The organism is Legionella sp. W05-934-2 (assembly GCF_964199965.1).
Classification (GTDB): domain Bacteria; phylum Pseudomonadota; class Gammaproteobacteria; order Legionellales; family Legionellaceae; genus JAFIFT01.
In genome coordinates, this window is sequence record NZ_CAXMZT010000002.1 from 1 (window position 1) to 19,438 (window position 19,438).

The window sequence follows — 19,438 nt, forward strand, 5'->3', positions numbered from 1 at the left end:
ATTCACACTAAAGCTTATGGTATCACCAACAGTTGCATCGCCTCCCACACTGCCCGTGACATTAATTGTGCCTGCTGCTTCTGCGGCATTAACGATATCATCGGGGGTGATGGTATCAACACTGATAGAAGCGGATGCCGTGGTATCGACGGTATAGCTTTGCGTGCTAGTGGCCGTACCTGGGTTGCCAGCGAGATCGTAGGTAGTAATGCTGCCATCAATTTGGCTATCGCCATCGGCGACCAACTCGCTTCCAGCCACATCAATGGCAAATTGTAAGCTGCCATCTAAGGTGCCGGTATAGTCTGTGCCATTGATAGTCAATGTCACGGTATCGCCTGCTTGTGCATCACCGCCAGCACTGCCTGTGATGGTTACCGTGCCGCCTGATTCTTGGGCATTGATGATATTATCGGCAGTCACATCATTGATGCTTAATGTAGGCACAGGTGCTGTGGTATCGACGATTACCGATATAGTATTGGAAATTGCGCTATTACCTGCCGCATCAGTCACAGTCGATCTAAATTGATAATCCCCATCGGCAAGGCCAGTTTGATTGGCCGTCGTTGCTGACCAGGTCGTACCCCCATCGGATGATAGCTCATAGCGGATGCTAGCTCCCGCTTCTTGGCCACTAGTGCTTAACTCAAATGTATTATCTTGGCTGATAAAATCAGTTCCACTGATGCCGGTGTCAATAAAGTTATTAAGAGATAATGTAGGCACTGGGGTTGAATTATCAACGATTCTTGTTTCTTCACCAACATCAGCTGCACTCCTATCATAAAAAAACACCTGCAAAGGAGACTCTTGTGCATGTTGATAATAATTGGGATCTCTTCCCATCAGCTCAACTGAAACACTACCTGCCGTGTATAAAGGTTGGTAGACATAGAAATTACCGCCGCTGCCGAGTTCTGAATCCCCTGCAGCTGTTTCTTCGAGGATATCGAGTATATCTGATATGTCGGTTCCTTGGGCCCAGGCTTCTTCTTGAATAATTTCTGCGAGTGTTTTGGCTTGTTTATTTTCAAATATTGGGGTGTGGCCTTCGAGTGGGTATGGGTAGTCTAAAGGTAATGCGTAAGGTAGTTGGTGATCGAGGTGGATAGTTGCGTTGCCGCTTAAAAGCACAAGAGTATCTTCAGGTCTTAATTCAGCACCTTGCTTTAGCATCCTTGAGTGACCTTCGACATCCGTTCTTATTAGTATTCCGTTTACTGTTTCGATGATGCCGTATTTTGAAAAGTCTGCCACGTTACCTCCAAATACACATACCTCGTTTGAAGTATAGTATACATTTATTCATTTTGTGGAATATATATACACTTCTTAACGATTTTTTTTCACTCTCATCCTGATTGGGTGATTAAATTCATTATGATTGGATTGCCGTAATGAGTAAATATGGGAATAGGAAAAGTTGCCTATTTGATTTAATCAGCTACCTTTTTCCTTTTTTTTAAACCAAATATATTAGTAAGCTCGTTAAATGAGGCCATACCAGGAAAGAATCATTCACCGGGCTTTGGCTCAGGAATATCGATTTCGAAAGGCGAAGGGGTTTTTCTATCTTCAATATCTTCAGCGATCTGATCATTGGGAGTCGCAACGCCTAAGGTTTCGTTAAAGACGCCATCTCCTTTCATGTCGACCATATCCCCATTGTTATATAACATATCGCGAGTATCATCGTCTGTATCACCCGTCATTTTACTTAATTTTTCTTCTTCGAGGGTATTTTCAACCCCTTCCATTTTATTCTGATCATTGGCCATGCGACACTCCCAAGCTTTCAATTATAGTATTATTATAGCTTGTAAATAACATACTTCTATTCTCCTTCTACCTAAATTTGAAGTTCAAGTGCCCAAAAGGCAGTTGATGGATTGCTCAGTAAGAATGACTATTAAGATAGGTTGCGAATCATGCTTTAGATGCTCAGTTTACAGCGAGCATACTTGATTGCGGCCATTTTTCTTAGCTTCATACAACGCCTTGTCAGCCCGTGCAAAAACAGATTCCAAGTCATCCTCTTCTACGATGCTTGCAAGCCCAAATGAAATGGTTACTTCCACAGGCTGCTTGCGATAAGAAAACTCCAGTTCATCGAGATCTTGTCTTAATTTATCCAGACGTTTATGCGCATCTTCTATGGGTGTTCGTTCAAAAACGATAACAAATTCTTCGCCGCCATAGCGAGCAACAAAATCCACCGCTCGCAGGGATGATTTCATTAGCTCTGATGTCTTTTTGAGCACTTTATCGCCCGCTAGATGGCCATAGGTATCGTTAACCAGTTTGAAGTGATCTAGGTCACCAATGGCAATAACTAATTGTCCAAAACCACGTTGCCAACGATGAAACGCCCCTTTGAGATGTTCTTCGTAGGCTGCCCGATTTGGTAAACCAGTTAAGCAGTCACGATTCATCAATTCCTCATGGAAGGAGATCAGTTTGCGCAATTCATCCGAATTCTCATGAGCCGTGACCAGTTGCTTTTTCAATGAGTTAATTTCTTTTTCATAATCGGACATTCTTTTCGCTTCCGAATCACGGAAATTCTCTATTTTTTTTCCAATTTTATTCAAGTGATTATGAATAGCCAATGTCATATCTTCGACATTTTTATGGCCACTCATTTCCTGCTTGATGGCTGATATATCTTCAGAAATGCCTTTTTGTAGTTCCGAGCTTTTTTCAACAGTCGCTTCATTAAGATCTGCCTGAGCACTTAAAAATTTATCAAACGTCTCTAATTGGTGACTCAATTCATTTAGAAAACCCTTGAAGCGATTTTGTTCGAGATGAAACGCTTGAATGACCAATTCTGAAATCGTATCAATGATAGAAACTAACTGTTTGGTTGAAATTGGCTTGGCAAATAGGTTGTTGAGTTGATCGGTTCTTTGAGCGAATGCTTCTGGCAAAGCCAAATTTTGGAGCAGTTCACGCAAACTATCGTTAATTGCTAGGGGCAATGAAGCGATTTCAGGAATAGCTGGAGAGCTTTCCGTGATATCTAAGTCACTTTTTTCATCCAGATCACCCAATTTTGGTGATAAATTAGCCGCGACGTGAAAAATAAAACTATCCAATTGTTTTAAATAATTATTGACGAGCAGTTTTTCAGAAACATCCTCATCGTCTAGCAAAGCTTGAAGTTTAAAAAATTTTTGTTGATATTCTTTATTGAGATCGAGGCGATCAAGCACAGAGAGCGATTGGCGACATAATCGTTTTAATTGCGCCCGCGAGTTCTGCTTTTTTTTCTCCATAGACTGCATCATATCATTAAGAAGATGCAAGCGATGATTAATTGCAACGGAACCTTTGTGTTCATGTACTTCCGTTCGTAACGCTTTTAATTGCGTATCTAACTCATCATACATGCCTTGTGGGAGGGTACTTAGTTGATCGATGGTTGTTTTTAATACATCAATTTCCGATTGCAGACCCTGACATTTCGTTTCATATCGATTGATGGTATTAATTATCTTTTTCTTAAAGTCTTGATCAACCATAAAGCTTCCTTTCAAATTTGACGTGTCATTCTTATCCATAAGCACCACTCTATTTTAAATAGTGTCTATTTAACAAATCCTTGTAAAATTTTAGCCTCGCTTTGCTTTTGCCATCGCAATTAGTAACTCAGCATGCGAACCGTCACATAGAGGTGCTGACTGACTCTTTCGACAATTACAAAATAGCACCGTATCATCATATGGCAATTGATAACTGATTGATTGATTACAACCCTCTTTATTATCACAAAAGGGTAAATTTTTACTTTCGCCACAGCCACACCATTGATAAATTTTATTTGCTTTCACTTCCACGCATACCGGCATGGGGAGAGGCATGTCCTTATCTCTCAATGGTCACTCCTTTTGACGGGTTCCTTTTTAAAATATAGCAGATAATCGAATCAAGTGAGGTAAAATTTTCCTTAAATTTAAAAAATCATTCTTAGAATTCTGTTGTCAATAAATGATTTTTTTCGGTTCTTTTGATTGCATTTATACTCACTATGAATTATAATCGGTCACTCTATTGCTATCGGTTCGATAGACCCTTGTAACAACCAAGCATCTTCTTGATTTTCTCTTTGGAGTATTTTTATGACAACCATTATTAGACCGTTCATTGAACAATCAAATTCTGACTATTTTAAAACGACAACACACCGCTTCAATAATCTATTCACCCCGATTCAATCGACATCATGGAAACAGTCAGATCTTACTGCTTATGTGGCAACTCCTTTAATTGATACATTTGTGTTAGAACCAATATTCGCAATTGATTCAAGTATCCATTTACTCAATGCAGCGGCATCCTTTGTGAAGGCACTACATCTTTGGACAATGAATCAACAAGACACGACTAAATTGATTGATTGGGAAACGTCAAGGGAATTGGGTATAGCCTGGAGTCATTTTGAAGGCTGTGTTTCTGCACTCGTTGCAAATACCTTAAATGCGATTCTTAGTATTATTGCACTACTTACTCGACCCATTGCTAGCCTTGTGCAAGCTATATTACCTGAAGACCGATCTGAATTCAGCTTTCAGTGATAACTCTCAATTTTTCCGCGGGCTATTTTAATCTGGCCCGCAATACTGGACACGTAATTTAACCATTAGAGATATACCTTTCCAACTGATCGACGGTTTGTTGCATGGTTTGTAACATATGGAATAGGATATCGCCTTGTGAAAGAATTGCTACCACTTTCCCTTCTTCTTCGACTAAAATATGACGACGCTTAGTACTGGTAATGGTACTTATCGCCTTTTCGACCGTGGCCTCGATGGGCAGAATGGATATGCTCGAACACATAACGTCTGATGCTTTTATTTTCTCTGCGTCACAGCGACGAAACAAACATTTGCGCACGAGATCCCGCTCTGACACAATCCCTTGAATATTTGACTCATCCCAAACGACTAGTGCGCCAATATCATTGCTAACCATTAAATCACAGCATTGTTGGACATTGACATCGGGTAAAATGAATATCATTTCACGGCGTGGTTTGGGGAGAAGTGCAGCTAGAATATCAGCCATGATGAACACCTTAGAGAAACGAATTTACTCTATAACTATAGCACAGACTGATTTGCAGATAGAGATCCTCCGCTTGAGCGGAGGATTGTCATAACGGTAACTAAATTAAATTTTCGATCGTTTAACTAACCACTTTCCAAGAACCATCAGCCTGGCGGCATGCCTTGCCATATATTTGCTCGGAACGGCCGCCTATTTTTGCTTCGGTGACATATTCACGACAAGGTTGATGTTGACGGTAATAAGTTCTTGTTGTCTTCACAGCATAATGATTGCCAGAATCTGGATTATGCCAACGAACAGTTCGACCTGTGGGTGCCGTTTCAAGTGCTTGTTGCATCTGCAATTGGTCCTGTTTGTCCATGCTGCGGCCAACTTTTCCACCCAAGAAGGCACCCGCTATAGCACCAACACCGGTCGCAAGAACACGACCTGATCCGCCACCAATTTGGTTACCCAAAATCCCGCCGGCAATCCCTCCAGCAACCGTACCAACGCCTTCATTGTTCATCTCAGCACATGAGGTGAGTAGTAAGGCGGAACAGAAAACTGCAATAACACTTTTGTTCATTATCACACCTTTAAAATATTGAAAATTCAGAGCGGCATAATATCACCAATCCGGACAAATGTGTACCTATCTAGCATATTTTTTAACTAGAAATTTCACTTGGCTCTACGCGATGTTGGAACTGACACAGTAGTTCATAACTGATTGTACCCGCCCAATCAGCCACCCTGTCAATGGGTATTTGACTCCCCCATAATTCGACACTATCGCCAACGTTGATATTGGTAAGCTCCGAGATGTCTATCGCCATCATGTCCATGGATACTCGGCCAACAATGGGTGCCAGCTGATTACCAATAGCAACTTGCGCTTGATGACTAATATGGCGGGGATAGCCATCACCATAACCAACTGCAGCAATCGCAATATGACTTTTTTTGTTGGCTTGCCAGGTAGCCCCATAACCCACTGTTTCCCCGGCGTTAATGCTTTTCATTGCCATAATCTGACTCGTAAAAAAAGCGACGGGTTTTAATCCTAACTCTGATGCCAATTTACCAGAGATTGGAGAGCCACCGTATAACATAATGCCAGGACGAACCATATCATAATGATTATGACTAGCATCGATAATCGCGCCAGAATTGGAAATGCTATAGACAAAATTTGGGCCCAGAAATGCTTTAATCGCTTCAAATTGATCGATTTGATAACGGTTTAAAGGATGATTAGGCTCATCCGCGCAAGCAAAGTGACTCACGACTCCAATCGGCCTATCCACATGGGGGCTCATAGATAAACGCTCAATCGCATTCGGAACGTCTTCTGGTGCAATCCCTAAGCGATGCATTCCCGTATCGACTTTTAACCAGCATCGAATACGCTTGCTAAAGCGCTGGGATAAAAATTGTTGTAGCTGTTGTTCACTATGAATGACTAATTCAAAGCCATAGTTTTCGATATAGTGGTAATCCTGGGATGAAAAAACACCTTGAAACAGGATACAGGGTGTTTGATAACCCATTTGTCGAATCACTATCGCTTCATTAACGCACGCTACACCAAGAGCATCAACTTGGTCATGCAATACTGGAAGAACCGATTGCAAACCACAACCATACGCATTCGCTTTTACCATGGCAGCTATTTTACTGCTTGGTGCCAATTGTTTAACCATGTCAAGGTTATGGTTAAGACTTGATTGGTCAACATAAAGGCTTGTCCTTCTAGTCATTATTCCATCTCTTGATAACCACTGAACGCTAAATCTTCGAACTTGGTGTATTGGCCCAAGAACGCTACACGTGCGCGACCGATAGGACCGTTTCTTTGCTTAGCGATGATAATTTCTGCGACACCTTTATCAGGAGAATCTTCATTATAGACTTCATCCCGATAAATAAAGCAAATCAAATCAGCGTCCTGTTCGATGGCGCCTGATTCACGCAAATCGGACATAACAGGCCGCTTGTCTTGTCGTTGTTCAAGGCTTCGATTCAGCTGAGATAGCGCAACAACCGGTACGCTTAATTCTTTAGCCAAGCTCTTTAAGCTTCGAGAAATTTCTGAAATTTCGGCCGTCCTGCTCTCCGCCTTAAAACCTGGTACCTTCATCAATTGCAAATAGTCGACAACGATTAAACCTAATGAGCCATGTTCTTTTGCCAAACGACGGGCCCGTGAACGCATTTCACTTGGGCTTAATGCGGGTGTGTCATCAATAAATAATGGCGCTTCGGAAAGCATGTGTACTGCCGATGTCACTCTTGGCCAATCATCATCTTCTAGTTTGCCAGTTCGTATACGGTTTTGATCAATACGCCCCAATGAAGACATCATTCTCATTGCAAGCGAGTCAGCAGGCATTTCCATTGAAAAAACGAGCACATTCGCCTTTTCTTGAATCGCTGCATGTTCAGCCATATTCATTACTAAGGTTGTTTTACCCATGGAAGGCCGACCTGCCACGATGACTAAATCCGATGATTGTAGGCCGGAGGTGAGGTTGTCGACGTCTTTGAGTCCCGTTGATAATCCAGTAAGGGCATCACCGGATTGATATAATGCATCGATTTTCTCAACAGCACGAACCAAAATATGCTTAATGCTTTCCGGGCCACCATCGCCCCCTGTTTGTTCAGCGATGGCAAACACTTTCGTTTCGGCACGATCCAAGAGCGTAGCAACATCATCGCCAGCTGGATTATATGCATTATCTGCAATTTCATTCGCTACTTCAATTAATTGACGTTGAACCGATTTTTCACGAACAATATTGGCATATGCTGAAACATTGGCAACGCTAGGCGTGTTATTAGCCAGCTCAAAAAGATACGTTTCGCCACCCGCATCGTCTAATTCGTCTTTGGTTTTGAGGATGTTAAGGAGTGTGACCACATCAAACGGTTGCTCTTTTCGCACTAAGTCTTCGATGGCGCGAAAAATGACTCGGTGTTCGCCTCGATAAAAATCCTTTTCACATAATTGGGCACTGATTTTATCCCAAACTTGGTTATCCAGCAGTAATCCCCCCAAGATTGATTGTTCCGCTTCAATGGAATGGGGTGGGCGTTTTAAAGCTTCTGCTTGACTTGTGGGCCTTGTTGCTAACTCAACCATCATTTGACGTGATTGTTACCGTAGAAGCATTGTAAAGGGAATTCATTCTGCTGTCGATATTAGATTAAGTGAGATTGAGAATGACATCGTGATTAGGTAGGGACGGAAAATAACTATGCCGGGGTAGAGGCCCAAAGTATCGTCAGTTTTCGAAAGCAAGGAAAAGTTACTGTCGTTGCGAGCGTTAGCGAAGCAATCCAGATCGATGCCATGTTAAACATCTGTACTGGATTGCTTCGCTAACGCTCGCAACGACTAAATGTCAGGCATTTCCCAAAAACTGAATATACCTAAGGGTAGAGGCCCGGCATGTGAACTAAACAAATAAGTAAGTCACAAAATAAGTAACTAACTTAAAAGCTGACTAACTGCTGGTTAACGTACCCAAACTTGAGTTCGACCAAGTAATGAGACCCCAACATAGCCTCTCACATATAATTTATTACCTTTTAAAGTCACTTTGGCGCGGTATATTTTCCCATTTTTAGGATCTAAAATTTGGCCACCACCCCATACATTTGAGCCTTCTTTTTTAAGTCCCCAAAGAAACGTTAATCCTTGCACTTTCTTATCTTTAAATTGGCCAGGACACTTTTTGCAATAGCCTGTATCGCCAGGTTGTTTATACACTTTGATAATCGTGCCTGAAAGAACACCACCGCTCTCAGAAACAGAGACGACGGCTCTTTTCTTACCTGTTTTATCATCAATGGTTGTCCACGTTCCAGTGGGTGAACCAGATGCGGCCATGGCAACTGGAACGAAACTTAACATCATTAGCGATACTAAAAACAACTTAAGCTGTTTCATAATTAAACTCTCCTGAGAAGAAATAGACATGAACACTTTCCGTTAGCCTTAAAAACAAGACCTTAAGTAAGCTTATGCAAAAGTTGTTTGGTTTGCAAACTAATTTGTATCCGTAATTGGCTGAAATAGATTGAGCAACGTATCAATATCCATTTGTTTATCAAGAAGGTTTTGCTCATATACGCCTGAGATCAATTTTCGCTTTTTATCCTGCAGTGTTAACATTGCCTCTTCAACAGTTCCAGCACATATCAAGCGATATACAAACACAGGATTCACCTGCCCAATACGGTGGGTTCGATCCGTTGCCTGGTCTTCAACCGCCGGATTCCACCAGGGATCATAGTGAATGACGGTATCCGCCGCAGTTAAATTTAAGCCAGTTCCCCCTGCTTTTAAGCTAATGAGAAATAGTGGAACATCTCCTTGTTGAAACGACTCAACCAATTTATGCCGGTTTTGGGTTTGACCCGTTAACTTGAGATAGGGCAGTTTTAATTGTTGACAGCGATTTTCAATGATCGATAACATCGAGGTAAATTGAGAAAACAATAAAATTCGCCTTCCTTCATCAACCGAGTTCAATAATAGATCCTCAAGTAAATCTAATTTAGCTGAATGTCCTTTAGCGATAACTGCCTGTTCTTCCTTTAATAACCTAGGATCACAGCATACTTGTCGCATTTTTAATAATGCATCCAAGATAATAATCTGGCTTTTATTAAGCCCTCTATCAGCAATCGCTTGACGAACTTTACTCTCCATCGTTAAACGAATGGCCTCATACAAATCGCGTTGCGGTCCAGACAATTCCACCATGCGAGTGATCACTGTTTTTTCAGGTAACTCTTTCACAACCTCTTTTTTTGTACGTCTTAACAAAAATGGGCTGACTCGATTAGACAATATAATTTGACGGTCTTGTGATTGTTCTTTTTCAATTGGAAATTTAAACGCTTGTCGAAACTGTCGAGCGGTCCCTAAAAATCCCGGCATTAAAAAATGAAACAGGGACCATAATTCACCTAAATGGTTTTCAAGCGGTGTGCCTGTTAAACATATCCGGTGTGTCGCTTGTATTTGTTGAACCACTAACGTCGTTTTGGCTCGGGCGTTCTTAATAAACTGTGCTTCATCCAGGATTAAATAATAAAACTTTGTCGGTAAAAACTGTTCTTTATTGCGTTGAATCAACCCATAGGTAGTCACCACCATATCATAATGATCCATTTCATCAGGCACCCTTTCTGCCCCGTGATATACGAGAACCTTCAAGTCAGGTGTAAACCGTTTCGCCTCTTGAAACCAATTCATCACCAAGCTGGTAGGTGCCACAATTAAGCTGGGTTTGGTGAGCCGATTGTGTTCTTTTTCGATTTGCAGATGGGCCAGTGTTTGAACCGTTTTACCCAGGCCCATATCATCCGCCAAAATGCCTGAAAAATGACAGATTCTTAAGCTTTGTAGCCAAGCGACTCCTTTAACTTGATACTCTCTCAGGGTTGCAAGACATCGGGTAGGCATATCAATGGTATAATCCTGTGCAATAAATTGACGCAGTTGGTTACGAAATTGCTCTGAACCTTGCCAGCGTGCCTTTGCAGCTTTTGATGCTTGCTCCATCTCTTGAAGCCAAATTGCTTGGTATTTTTCTAATTTTAAGATTCTACCTTGACTGATTCTGTGTTCGCCAAATTGAATAATAAAGTTAATCAACGGACGAATTCTTGCAATATCAATCGATATCGCTTTGCTATGGTTAAGCCCAAGGCTCAGCCTATAATCATCGGGCAGCTGCTGAAGTTCCATCGGCGTGTATTTATGGATCACTTCAACCACAAGCGGCACAAGATTGACTGCTTGGCCATCGATAATAACGCCCAATTCATAAGCGAGCATATCGGATTTTGTTTCACTTAATTCTGAAAACCAAGTCAAATCATCAATATCAATTGGCTGTTGAAAGATAGGGTGATTAAATTCGACGAGATATCCTAGCTCATGTAAATGTGGCAGAAGTTTCTCAAATAGAAAGCCCAGGTACTTTTCATTAAGACATGCTTTTGCAATATAGTCACACTGGGGAACCTGCGCTAAATACAACTTTTCAGATTGATTAGGTTCTCGTAAATCCAGCATTTTCTTAATTTCTTCAAGCTTTTCAGTTTCATCTTCAAAACATCGCTTATACCGCTCAATCACGGATTGCTTTTGAACATACACGGCATGGCAAGTATTGCTGTAAGACACAGAAATTCCATGATAAACCGCGTAGATATTAACAAAAAAGATATATTGCGCATTATCTTGACTGCTATTCGGGATCACTTGGTTTTTTTCAACCGCATCAAATACGATTTTGACGAATGGCTTTTCATTTTTTGTCGTGACATTAAATGTTGGTAATGCCGGCAATTGCTCATTCATTTGCATATTGATTTTTGTCGGCTCTTTAATTTGGTCAATTGATACTGGGGCCAATGACATCAATGATCGCAATAATTCGGGCGAGTAGTTTGTCTGTATATCGTGAAGCGACCAATTTTGCCTATTTAAGTAAAATGGGGATCGCCATAAAAAGACGTGATCGATTGCTTTGCCCTTAGCATATAAGTGAAGATGAAACTCGCCTTCAGGGTAAAGCTCCCAACCTAAAGTAGCCTGGATCTCCTTTCCCCAAGTTAATTTATGCTTTTTAGCGTTAAATTTTGGTTTAACAAAAGCCATATTGGTTGCTACAACTTGCTTTAAGGTTTCAACGTCACGGATATTATTCCGTCGTTCTAATAAGCCTGTCTGTGTTAATAACTTCATTGCAATAATTTGATCAGTCGTTGACAATCGACTGCTAATATCGTCCTCATTGGTCATTTCAATCGGCTTGCCCATCCCTCCACTCTTAAGTCGTTTTATGCGGTATAGACGAACTGGGATGCCCCGCTTATGCCCTTTATCAAATTCTATCTCATAATGAACAATATAATTCGACAGTTGAGTAGGCTTTGATTCCTTCCAATCCGGAGTCGCTTTAACGGGAGGCTTTGCAACGATAACATGCGTGGGTAATTGACCTGTTTCTGGTAAATTTCGTCTAGACTGAATTTCAAACAAACAGGCAGCAGCATGCTTACAATTGAGTGTATAGGGGCAGGTACATCGCGCGAAGTGTTCTGCATCAGCTCTTAGGTTGATATGGACGTCATACAGTTGGCTTTGGCTTCCTTTGACTCGCCCTTTGATCAATCCTTCGCTGATCTTGACACTAAGAATTTTACCTTGCTTTTGGCACAGCCGGCCACGCTCAAGAACAATCTCATCAAAATAATGGTGCATATTGGCAAGCGCGTCTTTGAGCATAGTAGCGTGTATTTTTAAGATAAAATGAATATTGTACCAGGTTTTAAGATATCAAATATACTGACATAGCATCTCAAGCACGATTTGCTACACATTCAAATTATAACTTCGATTAGAAAACCCCTCATCCGCCCTTTGGGCACCTTCTCCCTATGCCTGGGGAGAAGGCAATATGAAAGAGGTAATTTAGGTGGATTAATGAATGGTTTCGTTTCTGGTAATACAATAGGTTAAGACAAGACGAGTAATGGAGTCCCCTTTTTCTTCACCATATTTTGACTTGAAATGCGATGCTATTGCGACGACCCAAGATGATAACCTAAAATCCATTCGTTTTTTCTCTTGGTCAACAACCAATTCGAACATGCCTAATGTTTCGCTATTTGTCTCATTAGCGTACTCTTCCATAATCGCTTGTGCTGCTCGAATATCTTGCGTTTTTGTAGGCCAATCTTTATTCATCAACACACCTCTTTTAACCAACTCACACCCTAGATGGGGATGATTTATAGGAGTTCAAGGTTTCTCAAAACTTAGAACCTGAATTATTTCATAATCAGCATCCTAGAAGTCGATTGTACCATATTTTATATTAAATTAAATCTCTGTGTTTTAATTATAGACAACAAATCGTTGTCATAGATGAGGACTTGACCTGATTAACTGATTGTGGATTCATCCAATTTATCATAAGGTTCCATCCATAATGTGAGAAAAAGAACCATAATGATAGGGCCTAGAAATAAACCGAGTAGTCCTAATGTTTCTACACCACCTAAAATCCCAAACAATACAGCTAAGAATGGTAGTTTGATACTTCCACCAATTAAAGCAGGCTTAATAAAATGGTCAGCTACAAACATGACCAATGTACCCCAGCCTATAATGATCAATGCTGCGATCAACTTACCCATTGATAGTAAGATCATAGCAACCACCGCAAAAACAACTGGAACAACAAAAGGGATCATTGCACAAATAGCCGTGATAAAGCCTGTTAGGGTTGGTGCCGGGAAACCAACTAACCCATAGCAAACCCCCATTAGAATACCCACACCTAAACCAACTACAATGGTGCCATTGACGGTTCCTCGTAATGCAGCGGGTAATTTGTCAGCATAACGAAACCACCGTTTCCCTAAACAATACTCTCCAACTAGTTGGATTTGCCGATAGAGTTTTTCCCCATCACGGAAAAAGAAAAATAAGGTCAGCAAAGTGAAACCTAATTGAAAGCCCCTGTGCAGCAAATTAGCGCCTATTTGTTTAATATAATAACTATAGGATGCCAATGATATATGCAAATTGGCCAATAGTTCTCGCACTCGTCCAGGCTCCCCTAACTTTTCTTGCCATAATTGATAAATATCGTCCCCTAATAAGGGAATATGATGCAGTAGTTCTGGGGGCTCGCCTCCGTGTCTGTTAACAGTCTGAAGATAATTGATAAAAAGTTGTGATTCTGTATACAACAAGCTAATCAGCCAAGTTAAAGGGATGACAAAGACAAATGCAAGTAAACTGGTAAAAAGAAGTGCTGAAGTGTTCCTGCCACCGGGGATATATTTTTGCCATCGCCGATACAAAGGAAACGTGGCGATGACAATGATGGCAGCCCAAATGATAGAGGGTATAAAACGATGTATGATAAAAATCGTCAGTACAACAATTGCAAGGGTTAAACCAATGCTCACAAGTTCCCGATGATTTTCATTCATAGCAAATGTAACCAAATTAGCAAATGCAAAATGAGGCACGCGGGGATAGCGGCCAGTAAATCATCAAACATAACCCCGAAGCCACCTCTTACTTTTTTCTCTACCCAGCCTATCGGTGGCGGTTTTAGGATATCAAATAGACGAAATAACAAAAATGCCGCAACTAAGGTACTCACGCTTGGCGGCACCATATACAGCGTTACTAAATAACCAACAACTTCATCCCAAACAATCCCTTTATAATCATCAATACCAATATCTTTTGCCACTTTTCCACAAAGTGGTATGCCAACAAAAAAAAGCACCGCACAGATTAACCCATATACTAGTGGTGAAAATTGATAGATAAGTGCATAAATCGGGAGAGCCGCTAACGTACCAAACGTACCAGGCGCAATACGGGACAAGCCAGTACCGAAACCAAATGCCGTGAAGAAAGAAGGTTTTTGCCAAACAGCTTTACTTAATTGTTGTCCGTTCATAACCTGTTTACCTTTCATGTAAAATGCCTATATGACCGAGATTGAAGCGGTAACTTCTTACCACCCACCATCAAATTTATTTCTTGCTCTTGTATAATATGCCCAATTGGGTAGATCGACAACCCCATTTTTTCAGCAAGTAATTCTGCAGCCCTCTTTTGCTCTTTTGCTACCGTAAAACATAACTGATATTCATCGCCACCATGCAGCGCATAGTCCATCGCTTGATCCGGGACTTGATTTTTCACCATTTTATCAATAGGAATTTGTTCTGAAATGATGTTCGCACCAACGTGACTGCGGTGACAAATATGCTCTAAGTCGCCAACTAAACCATCGGAAACATCAATGCAACTATTGGCAAATTGGCTAATAAGTTGTCGGCAGTCGGTTCTTGCGTGTGGCTTTTGTAATCGACTCATCAAATATTGGCGGACATCCTCATCAACATCCGTCTTATTCAACCAGTCGACAGCTAAAGAAGGCGCGCCAAGGGACCCTGTGACATAAATAATGTCCCCTACTTTGGCCCCGTGTCGATATGTTGCATCTTCCGGCAAGCATTCGCCAAAAATAGTGATGTTAATTGACAAAGGGCCCCGTGTTATATCACCGCCAACCAAAGCGATATTATCTGCATCTAATGTCCGAAACAAACCTTTACTAAAAGCAGATAACCAATCTTTATCAACACTGGGTAGTGTCAGTGCGACTGTCACCCATTTGGGTTCAGCTGCCATTGCTGCAATATCTGACACATTTGCTGTTACCGCTTTTGATGCAATAATACTGGGATCCCATTTTTCAAGAAAATGCACGCCAGCGACAGACGAGTCTGAACTAACGCAGAGAACATAGCCTGGTTTAGGTTGCAAGGTAGCCGCATCGTCACCGGAACCGCAAATAATTTGAGGATCGGCGTATTGACGCTGAAAAAAAGTCCTGATCAGCTGAAATTCATCCATGATTCCCCCATTTATAGTTCTTCAGATATCTCAGTGGCTCTTAGTGTTTTTGCAACTTGATTTAGTACGCCATTCACATATTTATGAGCATCTGTTGCACCAAATTCTCGAGACATATTGACCGATTCATCTAAAATGACTTTATAGGGAATTTCTAACATATTTGCCAACTCATACGATCCGATTCTTAATAAACAACGTTCCACAGGATTCAAACTGTCAATGCTTCTATCTAAATAGGGTTCATAGAGATTATCAATTTGTGAAATGGATTGGCTAATGCCATGAAGCAGGCGGGAAAAATAGTCAACGTCAATTTTTTCAAAATCATTGCTTATGCGGAACTGGAGCTCAATTTCATGGCTGTCAAGTTTAGTCATATGCCACTGATACATAGCCTGAAGAGCTAATCGTCTTGCTTTACGTTTACGACGAATATCATTCTTATCCACAAAGACCTCACTCGATGTCATTACTCTTTAGTTGTTCAATTGTCTCCCTAAATTCACTGACGTCCTTAAATCGTTTATAGACTGATGCGAATCGAACATAAGCTACGTGGTCAAGTTTATATAATTGCGTCATGACCAGCTCACCTAACCATCTCGATTCAATTTCACGTTCCCCTTTTCGGCGAATGGCTTGAATAATATTTGCAATAGCTTGTTCAAGCAACTCAACACTCACAGGACGCTTTTCCAAAGCCCGTAACATACCAGCGCGCATATTATCCAAGTTAAATAGCTCTCGTCGCCCATCACGCTTAATCACTAATGGCATCATTAACTCAGCCGTTTCAAACGTGGTAAACCGTTCACTGCATTTTAAGCACTGACGGCGTCTTTTAACTTGGGTACCATCAGCCACTAAGCGAGAGTCAATGACCTTGGTTTCTTCAGCTTGACAAAATGGACAAAACATAATCGTCTATGCATACACTGGAAAAGATTTGCATAACGCTATCACATCTTTTCGGATTCGATTAATGACTGCTTCATCTTGAATGTTGTCAATCACATCAACAATCCAGTGTGACAGGGTTTGAATTTCTTTCTCTTTAAAACCTCTTGTCGTCACAGCAGGCGTACCTAGACGCAATCCACTGGTCACAAAGGGAGAACGTGGATCATTTGGCACAGAATTTTTATTCACAGTGATATTTGCCTGCCCCAACTTTTCGTCGGCTTCTTTACCGGTTATGTCTTTACTAATTAGACTCACTAAGACCAGGTGATTTTCTGTGCCATGTGAAACAATATCCAAACCTCGTGATTGTAACGTTTCAGCCATAACCTTCGCATTGAGTAAAACTTGTTTCTGATAAGCGATAAATGATTCTTGCAAAGCTTCTTGGAAAGCGACAGCTTTTGCCGCAATAACATGCATCAATGGTCCCCCCTGGGTACCGGGAAACACAGCTGAGTTAATTTTTTTACAAAGGTCTTCATTTTTGCGAGCTAAGATCATTCCTCCACGAGGCCCACGTAATGTTTTATGGGTAGTTGTGGTAACAACATCCGCATAAGGCACAGGGGAAGGATATAGTCCAGCAGCAATTAACCCGGCAACATGTGCAATATCAGCAAGTAAATAGGCACCCACCTTGTCTGCAATTTCACGGAATCGGACCCAATCTAAAATTTGAGAGTAGGCAGAGAACCCAGCAATGATCATCTTAGGCTTCTCTTTAAGAGCCAATTGTTCTAAAGCATCGTAATCGATTAAACCTGTTTCAGCATCAATACCATATTCAACCGATTGATATATTTTACCGGAAAAGTTAACTTTTGAACCATGACTTAAATGACCGCCATGGGGTAAGGCCATTCCTAAAATTTTATCGCCAGGTTTGAGTAGAGCAAGCATGACCGCTTCATTCGCTTGAGAGCCGGAATGTGGCTGTACATTCACATAGTCTGCATTAAATAATTTTTTTGCTCTTTCTATTGCCAATTCTTCAGCAATATCCACATACTCACAACCGCCGTAATAGCGTTTACCAGGATATCCTTCCGCGTATTTATTCGTTAACACAGATCCTTGCGCAGCCAATACCCTAAGGCTTGCATAGTTTTCTGAAGCAATCAGTTCAATATGATCTTCTTGGCGTTGTAACTCGCCGGAAATTGCCTTCCATAACTGGGGATCAAACTCTGCAAGTATCTGATTCTGATTCATAACACTATCCTTTACTCGATTGAGGACTTAACAATGATATCATTGCGAACTGTGTGGACATCTCCAACTGACTCGGCAATTTGCCCTGCTATCATTTTGGTGCGATTACTGCTGACAAAACCACTCAACTGGACCTGATCTTTATAGGTTTTTACTTTGATTGAAAACCCTTTCGTACCAAGTTTATCTACAAGCTTTGCTTTAATTTTAGCTGTTATAGCAGAACTATCAAGGTATTCGCCCGTACTTTCAGAGGTGGGTGTTGCAGCGCAAGCGACAACAAAACAGATGACAGCAACAAAATATAGCCACTTCGTTAATTTCATGAAGCAAAATCCTCAACTTAACGACAAATTGAAATCAGTGTATCACATACCTAAAAAACTTCAAATTAAACAGATGAATTAGCGAAGATAATGACAGCATATTGGACAACACATTTATTTCCCCCCTCCCCAGCCCAGGGGAAGGAGGTAACCAATGGATTCAATAGGATTAATAATTATTTGTCAGTGCATTTACCCTGGATTTAGCAACGATCGTACCATTAGCTGATTGCGCAGCATGACGCTCCTTTTCCAATTGTTCATTTGGCTTTTTGCGATTTGAATCAAGCGTCGCGCGGCCATGAGACTGAGGACCTGAGGGTGGATTCACCGCAACTCGCCCATGAGTTTGAGGAGCTGGAGATGGATTAACAGCTGCCCGACCATGAGTTTGAGGAGCTGGAGATGGATTAACGGCTGCCTGACCATGAGTTTGAGGAGCTGGAGATGGATTAACAGCTGCCCGACCATGAGTTTGAGGAGCGGCAGGTGGGTTAACAGCTACCCGACCATGTGTCTGAGGAGCGGCAGGTGGGTTAACCACTACTCGACCATGACGATTCGCAGGACTCGGTACAACCACAACTCGTTGGCTATTTTCATTTCGACGATGATGCTGACCATCCACCCTTTTGCCATGATGATTAGGCGGCAAAGGGTGATCATGACGGTTTGGTGGTTCTATATGATAGAACATCTCGTCAGTCATCATTTCACAACCGGTCACGATAGCAGCGGCTGATAGTCCTACAAGGAGAACTCGCAAATATTTTACCATGGAAAACCTCTTAAAAATGATATCCATATGGGTTAGTTAAAATCATGTTGTATGAACACAGGGCAACCAATTCAGATTAAAGAAACCATCCTATTTATTATTTACTTTTGCCTTCACTGTTTTGCCCATCATTCTTTCAGGAATAATGATTGATGAATTAACTGAAACATAACCATCTAAATAGACATATCCATCGAAGCCCGAAATAGTCAAATTCATACCAGGCATGCAACCGAAATAATATAAAACAATGTATTGGTTAGTTTGATGTGGATACATATCAAACGGTTGTAAAAACTCTCCATCAAGGTATTGACCTTCGATATGGACAGGTAAACTGGAGGGGTTGATGACCTCAATTTCACAATACCCTGGTAATTTCGTCGTATTCTGTTGTGATTTGATTTGATCGCTTCCTTGTTTGGCGGGATAAAAATGTCGGTTACCCGCAAAAATAAACGTGCTTGATAAAACTAAAATAAAAACCAGTACTTTTTTCATATCGACAACCGCCATGGACTAAAAAAGTGCATACTACCATATTTCCTTTCATCAAGGAATAACTATTTTTTAACTCACCACACAGCCAGAAAACGCATAAATAAGTTTCTTGGGTATTGC

Annotated in this window: 21 protein-coding genes; 1 reads left to right on the plus strand and 20 read right to left on the minus strand. The window is 41.2% G+C overall.

The window, feature by feature from the left end; all coding sequences use genetic code 11:
- The 4 genes from AB3348_RS01970 to AB3348_RS01985 all read right to left on the minus strand — a co-directional run.
- Window positions 1–1,260 (minus strand): Ig-like domain-containing protein (locus tag AB3348_RS01970; RefSeq protein WP_367605879.1); only part of this gene is annotated, 1,260 nt, incomplete at its 3' end.
- Between the two features lie 257 nt (window positions 1,261–1,517).
- Window positions 1,518–1,781 (minus strand): hypothetical protein, encoded by a 264-nt coding sequence (locus tag AB3348_RS01975; RefSeq protein WP_367605880.1) that lies wholly within the window; start codon window positions 1,779–1,781, stop codon window positions 1,518–1,520.
- A gap of 168 nt (window positions 1,782–1,949) precedes the next feature.
- Window positions 1,950–3,566, minus strand: a complete 1,617-nt coding sequence (locus AB3348_RS01980) for a diguanylate cyclase (protein ID WP_367605881.1) — start codon at window positions 3,564–3,566, stop codon at window positions 1,950–1,952.
- Window positions 3,567–3,617: 51 nt separating this feature from the next.
- Window positions 3,618–3,881, minus strand: a complete 264-nt coding sequence (locus tag AB3348_RS01985; protein ID WP_367605882.1) for a CDGSH iron-sulfur domain-containing protein — start codon at window positions 3,879–3,881, stop codon at window positions 3,618–3,620.
- Window positions 3,882–4,124: 243 nt separating this feature from the next.
- Between AB3348_RS01985 and AB3348_RS01990 the strand changes: the two genes are divergently transcribed.
- Window positions 4,125–4,580: a hypothetical protein gene (locus tag AB3348_RS01990; protein ID WP_367605883.1), complete on the plus strand. Its 456-nt coding sequence runs from the start codon at window positions 4,125–4,127 to the stop codon at window positions 4,578–4,580.
- 58 nt (window positions 4,581–4,638) lie between these two features.
- Here AB3348_RS01990 and AB3348_RS01995 read toward each other — a convergent pair whose 3' ends face one another.
- The 16 genes from AB3348_RS01995 to AB3348_RS02070 form a co-directional block, all read right to left on the minus strand.
- Window positions 4,639–5,073 (minus strand): cyclic nucleotide-binding/CBS domain-containing protein, encoded by a 435-nt coding sequence (locus tag AB3348_RS01995; RefSeq protein ID WP_367605884.1) that lies wholly within the window; start codon window positions 5,071–5,073, stop codon window positions 4,639–4,641.
- 121 nt (window positions 5,074–5,194) lie between these two features.
- Window positions 5,195–5,644 (minus strand): RT0821/Lpp0805 family surface protein, encoded by a 450-nt coding sequence (locus tag AB3348_RS02000; RefSeq protein ID WP_367605885.1) that lies wholly within the window; start codon window positions 5,642–5,644, stop codon window positions 5,195–5,197.
- An 82-nt stretch (window positions 5,645–5,726) separates the two neighbouring features.
- On the minus strand, window positions 5,727–6,818 hold the full coding sequence (gene alr / locus AB3348_RS02005; protein WP_367605886.1) for an alanine racemase: 1,092 nt from the start codon (window positions 6,816–6,818) through the stop codon (window positions 5,727–5,729).
- Complete coding sequence (gene dnaB / locus AB3348_RS02010; protein ID WP_367606189.1) at window positions 6,818–8,203, minus strand: replicative DNA helicase; 1,386 nt, start codon at window positions 8,201–8,203, stop codon at window positions 6,818–6,820. Before dnaB ends, alr begins: the two co-directional genes overlap by 1 nt.
- 375 nt (window positions 8,204–8,578) lie before the next feature.
- Window positions 8,579–9,013: a DUF2147 domain-containing protein gene (locus AB3348_RS02015; RefSeq protein ID WP_367605887.1), complete on the minus strand. Its 435-nt coding sequence runs from the start codon at window positions 9,011–9,013 to the stop codon at window positions 8,579–8,581.
- A gap of 99 nt (window positions 9,014–9,112) precedes the next feature.
- Entirely contained in the window at window positions 9,113–12,370 is a 3,258-nt protein-coding gene (locus tag AB3348_RS02020) for an SNF2-related protein (RefSeq protein ID WP_367605888.1), read from the minus strand.
- 195 nt (window positions 12,371–12,565) lie between these two features.
- Window positions 12,566–12,832, minus strand: coding sequence for a hypothetical protein (locus AB3348_RS02025; protein ID WP_367605889.1), 267 nt, complete (start codon window positions 12,830–12,832; stop codon window positions 12,566–12,568).
- A 197-nt stretch (window positions 12,833–13,029) separates the two neighbouring features.
- Complete coding sequence (locus AB3348_RS02030; protein ID WP_367605890.1) at window positions 13,030–14,088, minus strand: AI-2E family transporter; 1,059 nt, start codon at window positions 14,086–14,088, stop codon at window positions 13,030–13,032.
- A complete protein-coding gene (locus tag AB3348_RS02035) occupies window positions 14,085–14,588 on the minus strand; it encodes a phosphatidylglycerophosphatase A (RefSeq protein ID WP_367605891.1) in 504 nt (167 codons plus the stop codon). The genes AB3348_RS02030 and AB3348_RS02035 overlap by 4 nt, the downstream gene beginning before the upstream one ends.
- Window positions 14,585–15,535: a thiamine-phosphate kinase gene (thiL, locus tag AB3348_RS02040; RefSeq protein WP_367605892.1), complete on the minus strand. Its 951-nt coding sequence runs from the start codon at window positions 15,533–15,535 to the stop codon at window positions 14,585–14,587. Before thiL ends, AB3348_RS02035 begins: the two co-directional genes overlap by 4 nt.
- Window positions 15,536–15,546: 11 nt before the next feature.
- A complete protein-coding gene (gene nusB / locus AB3348_RS02045; protein WP_367606190.1) occupies window positions 15,547–15,987 on the minus strand; it encodes a transcription antitermination factor NusB in 441 nt (146 codons plus the stop codon).
- A gap of 7 nt (window positions 15,988–15,994) precedes the next feature.
- Window positions 15,995–16,456, minus strand: a complete 462-nt coding sequence (gene nrdR / locus AB3348_RS02050) for a transcriptional regulator NrdR (protein ID WP_367605893.1) — start codon at window positions 16,454–16,456, stop codon at window positions 15,995–15,997.
- 6 nt (window positions 16,457–16,462) lie between these two features.
- Window positions 16,463–17,713 (minus strand): serine hydroxymethyltransferase, encoded by a 1,251-nt coding sequence (glyA, locus tag AB3348_RS02055; RefSeq protein ID WP_367605894.1) that lies wholly within the window; start codon window positions 17,711–17,713, stop codon window positions 16,463–16,465.
- A gap of 11 nt (window positions 17,714–17,724) precedes the next feature.
- Window positions 17,725–18,039, minus strand: coding sequence for a BON domain-containing protein (locus tag AB3348_RS02060; protein WP_367605895.1), 315 nt, complete (start codon window positions 18,037–18,039; stop codon window positions 17,725–17,727).
- A gap of 169 nt (window positions 18,040–18,208) precedes the next feature.
- Entirely contained in the window at window positions 18,209–18,817 is a 609-nt protein-coding gene (locus tag AB3348_RS02065; protein WP_367605896.1) for a hypothetical protein, read from the minus strand.
- 90 nt (window positions 18,818–18,907) lie between these two features.
- A complete protein-coding gene (locus AB3348_RS02070) occupies window positions 18,908–19,318 on the minus strand; it encodes a hypothetical protein (protein WP_367605897.1) in 411 nt (136 codons plus the stop codon).
- Between the last annotated feature and the right edge of the window lie 120 nt (window positions 19,319–19,438).

Coding starts and splice junctions, on each gene's coding strand:
- AB3348_RS01975 (WP_367605880.1), bottom strand. CDS start 1,781: ATGGCCAATGATCAGAATAAAATGGAAGGGGTTGAAAATACCCTCGAA.
- AB3348_RS01980 (WP_367605881.1), bottom strand. CDS start 3,566: ATGGATAAGAATGACACGTCAAATTTGAAAGGAAGCTTTATGGTTGAT.
- AB3348_RS01990 (WP_367605883.1), top strand. CDS start 4,125: ATGACAACCATTATTAGACCGTTCATTGAACAATCAAATTCTGACTAT.
- AB3348_RS01995 (WP_367605884.1), bottom strand. CDS start 5,073: ATGGCTGATATTCTAGCTGCACTTCTCCCCAAACCACGCCGTGAAATG.
- AB3348_RS02000 (WP_367605885.1), bottom strand. CDS start 5,644: ATGAACAAAAGTGTTATTGCAGTTTTCTGTTCCGCCTTACTACTCACC.
- alr (WP_367605886.1), bottom strand. CDS start 6,818: ATGACTAGAAGGACAAGCCTTTATGTTGACCAATCAAGTCTTAACCAT.
- dnaB (WP_367606189.1), bottom strand. CDS start 8,203: ATGGTTGAGTTAGCAACAAGGCCCACAAGTCAAGCAGAAGCTTTAAAA.
- AB3348_RS02015 (WP_367605887.1), bottom strand. CDS start 9,013: ATGAAACAGCTTAAGTTGTTTTTAGTATCGCTAATGATGTTAAGTTTC.
- AB3348_RS02020 (WP_367605888.1), bottom strand. CDS start 12,370: ATGCTCAAAGACGCGCTTGCCAATATGCACCATTATTTTGATGAGATT.
- AB3348_RS02025 (WP_367605889.1), bottom strand. CDS start 12,832: ATGAATAAAGATTGGCCTACAAAAACGCAAGATATTCGAGCAGCACAA.
- AB3348_RS02030 (WP_367605890.1), bottom strand. CDS start 14,088: ATGAATGAAAATCATCGGGAACTTGTGAGCATTGGTTTAACCCTTGCA.
- AB3348_RS02035 (WP_367605891.1), bottom strand. CDS start 14,588: ATGAAAGGTAAACAGGTTATGAACGGACAACAATTAAGTAAAGCTGTT.
- thiL (WP_367605892.1), bottom strand. CDS start 15,535: ATGGATGAATTTCAGCTGATCAGGACTTTTTTTCAGCGTCAATACGCC.
- nrdR (WP_367605893.1), bottom strand. CDS start 16,456: ATGTTTTGTCCATTTTGTCAAGCTGAAGAAACCAAGGTCATTGACTCT.
- glyA (WP_367605894.1), bottom strand. CDS start 17,713: ATGAATCAGAATCAGATACTTGCAGAGTTTGATCCCCAGTTATGGAAG.
- AB3348_RS02060 (WP_367605895.1), bottom strand. CDS start 18,039: ATGAAATTAACGAAGTGGCTATATTTTGTTGCTGTCATCTGTTTTGTT.
- AB3348_RS02065 (WP_367605896.1), bottom strand. CDS start 18,817: ATGGTAAAATATTTGCGAGTTCTCCTTGTAGGACTATCAGCCGCTGCT.
- AB3348_RS02070 (WP_367605897.1), bottom strand. CDS start 19,318: ATGAAAAAAGTACTGGTTTTTATTTTAGTTTTATCAAGCACGTTTATT.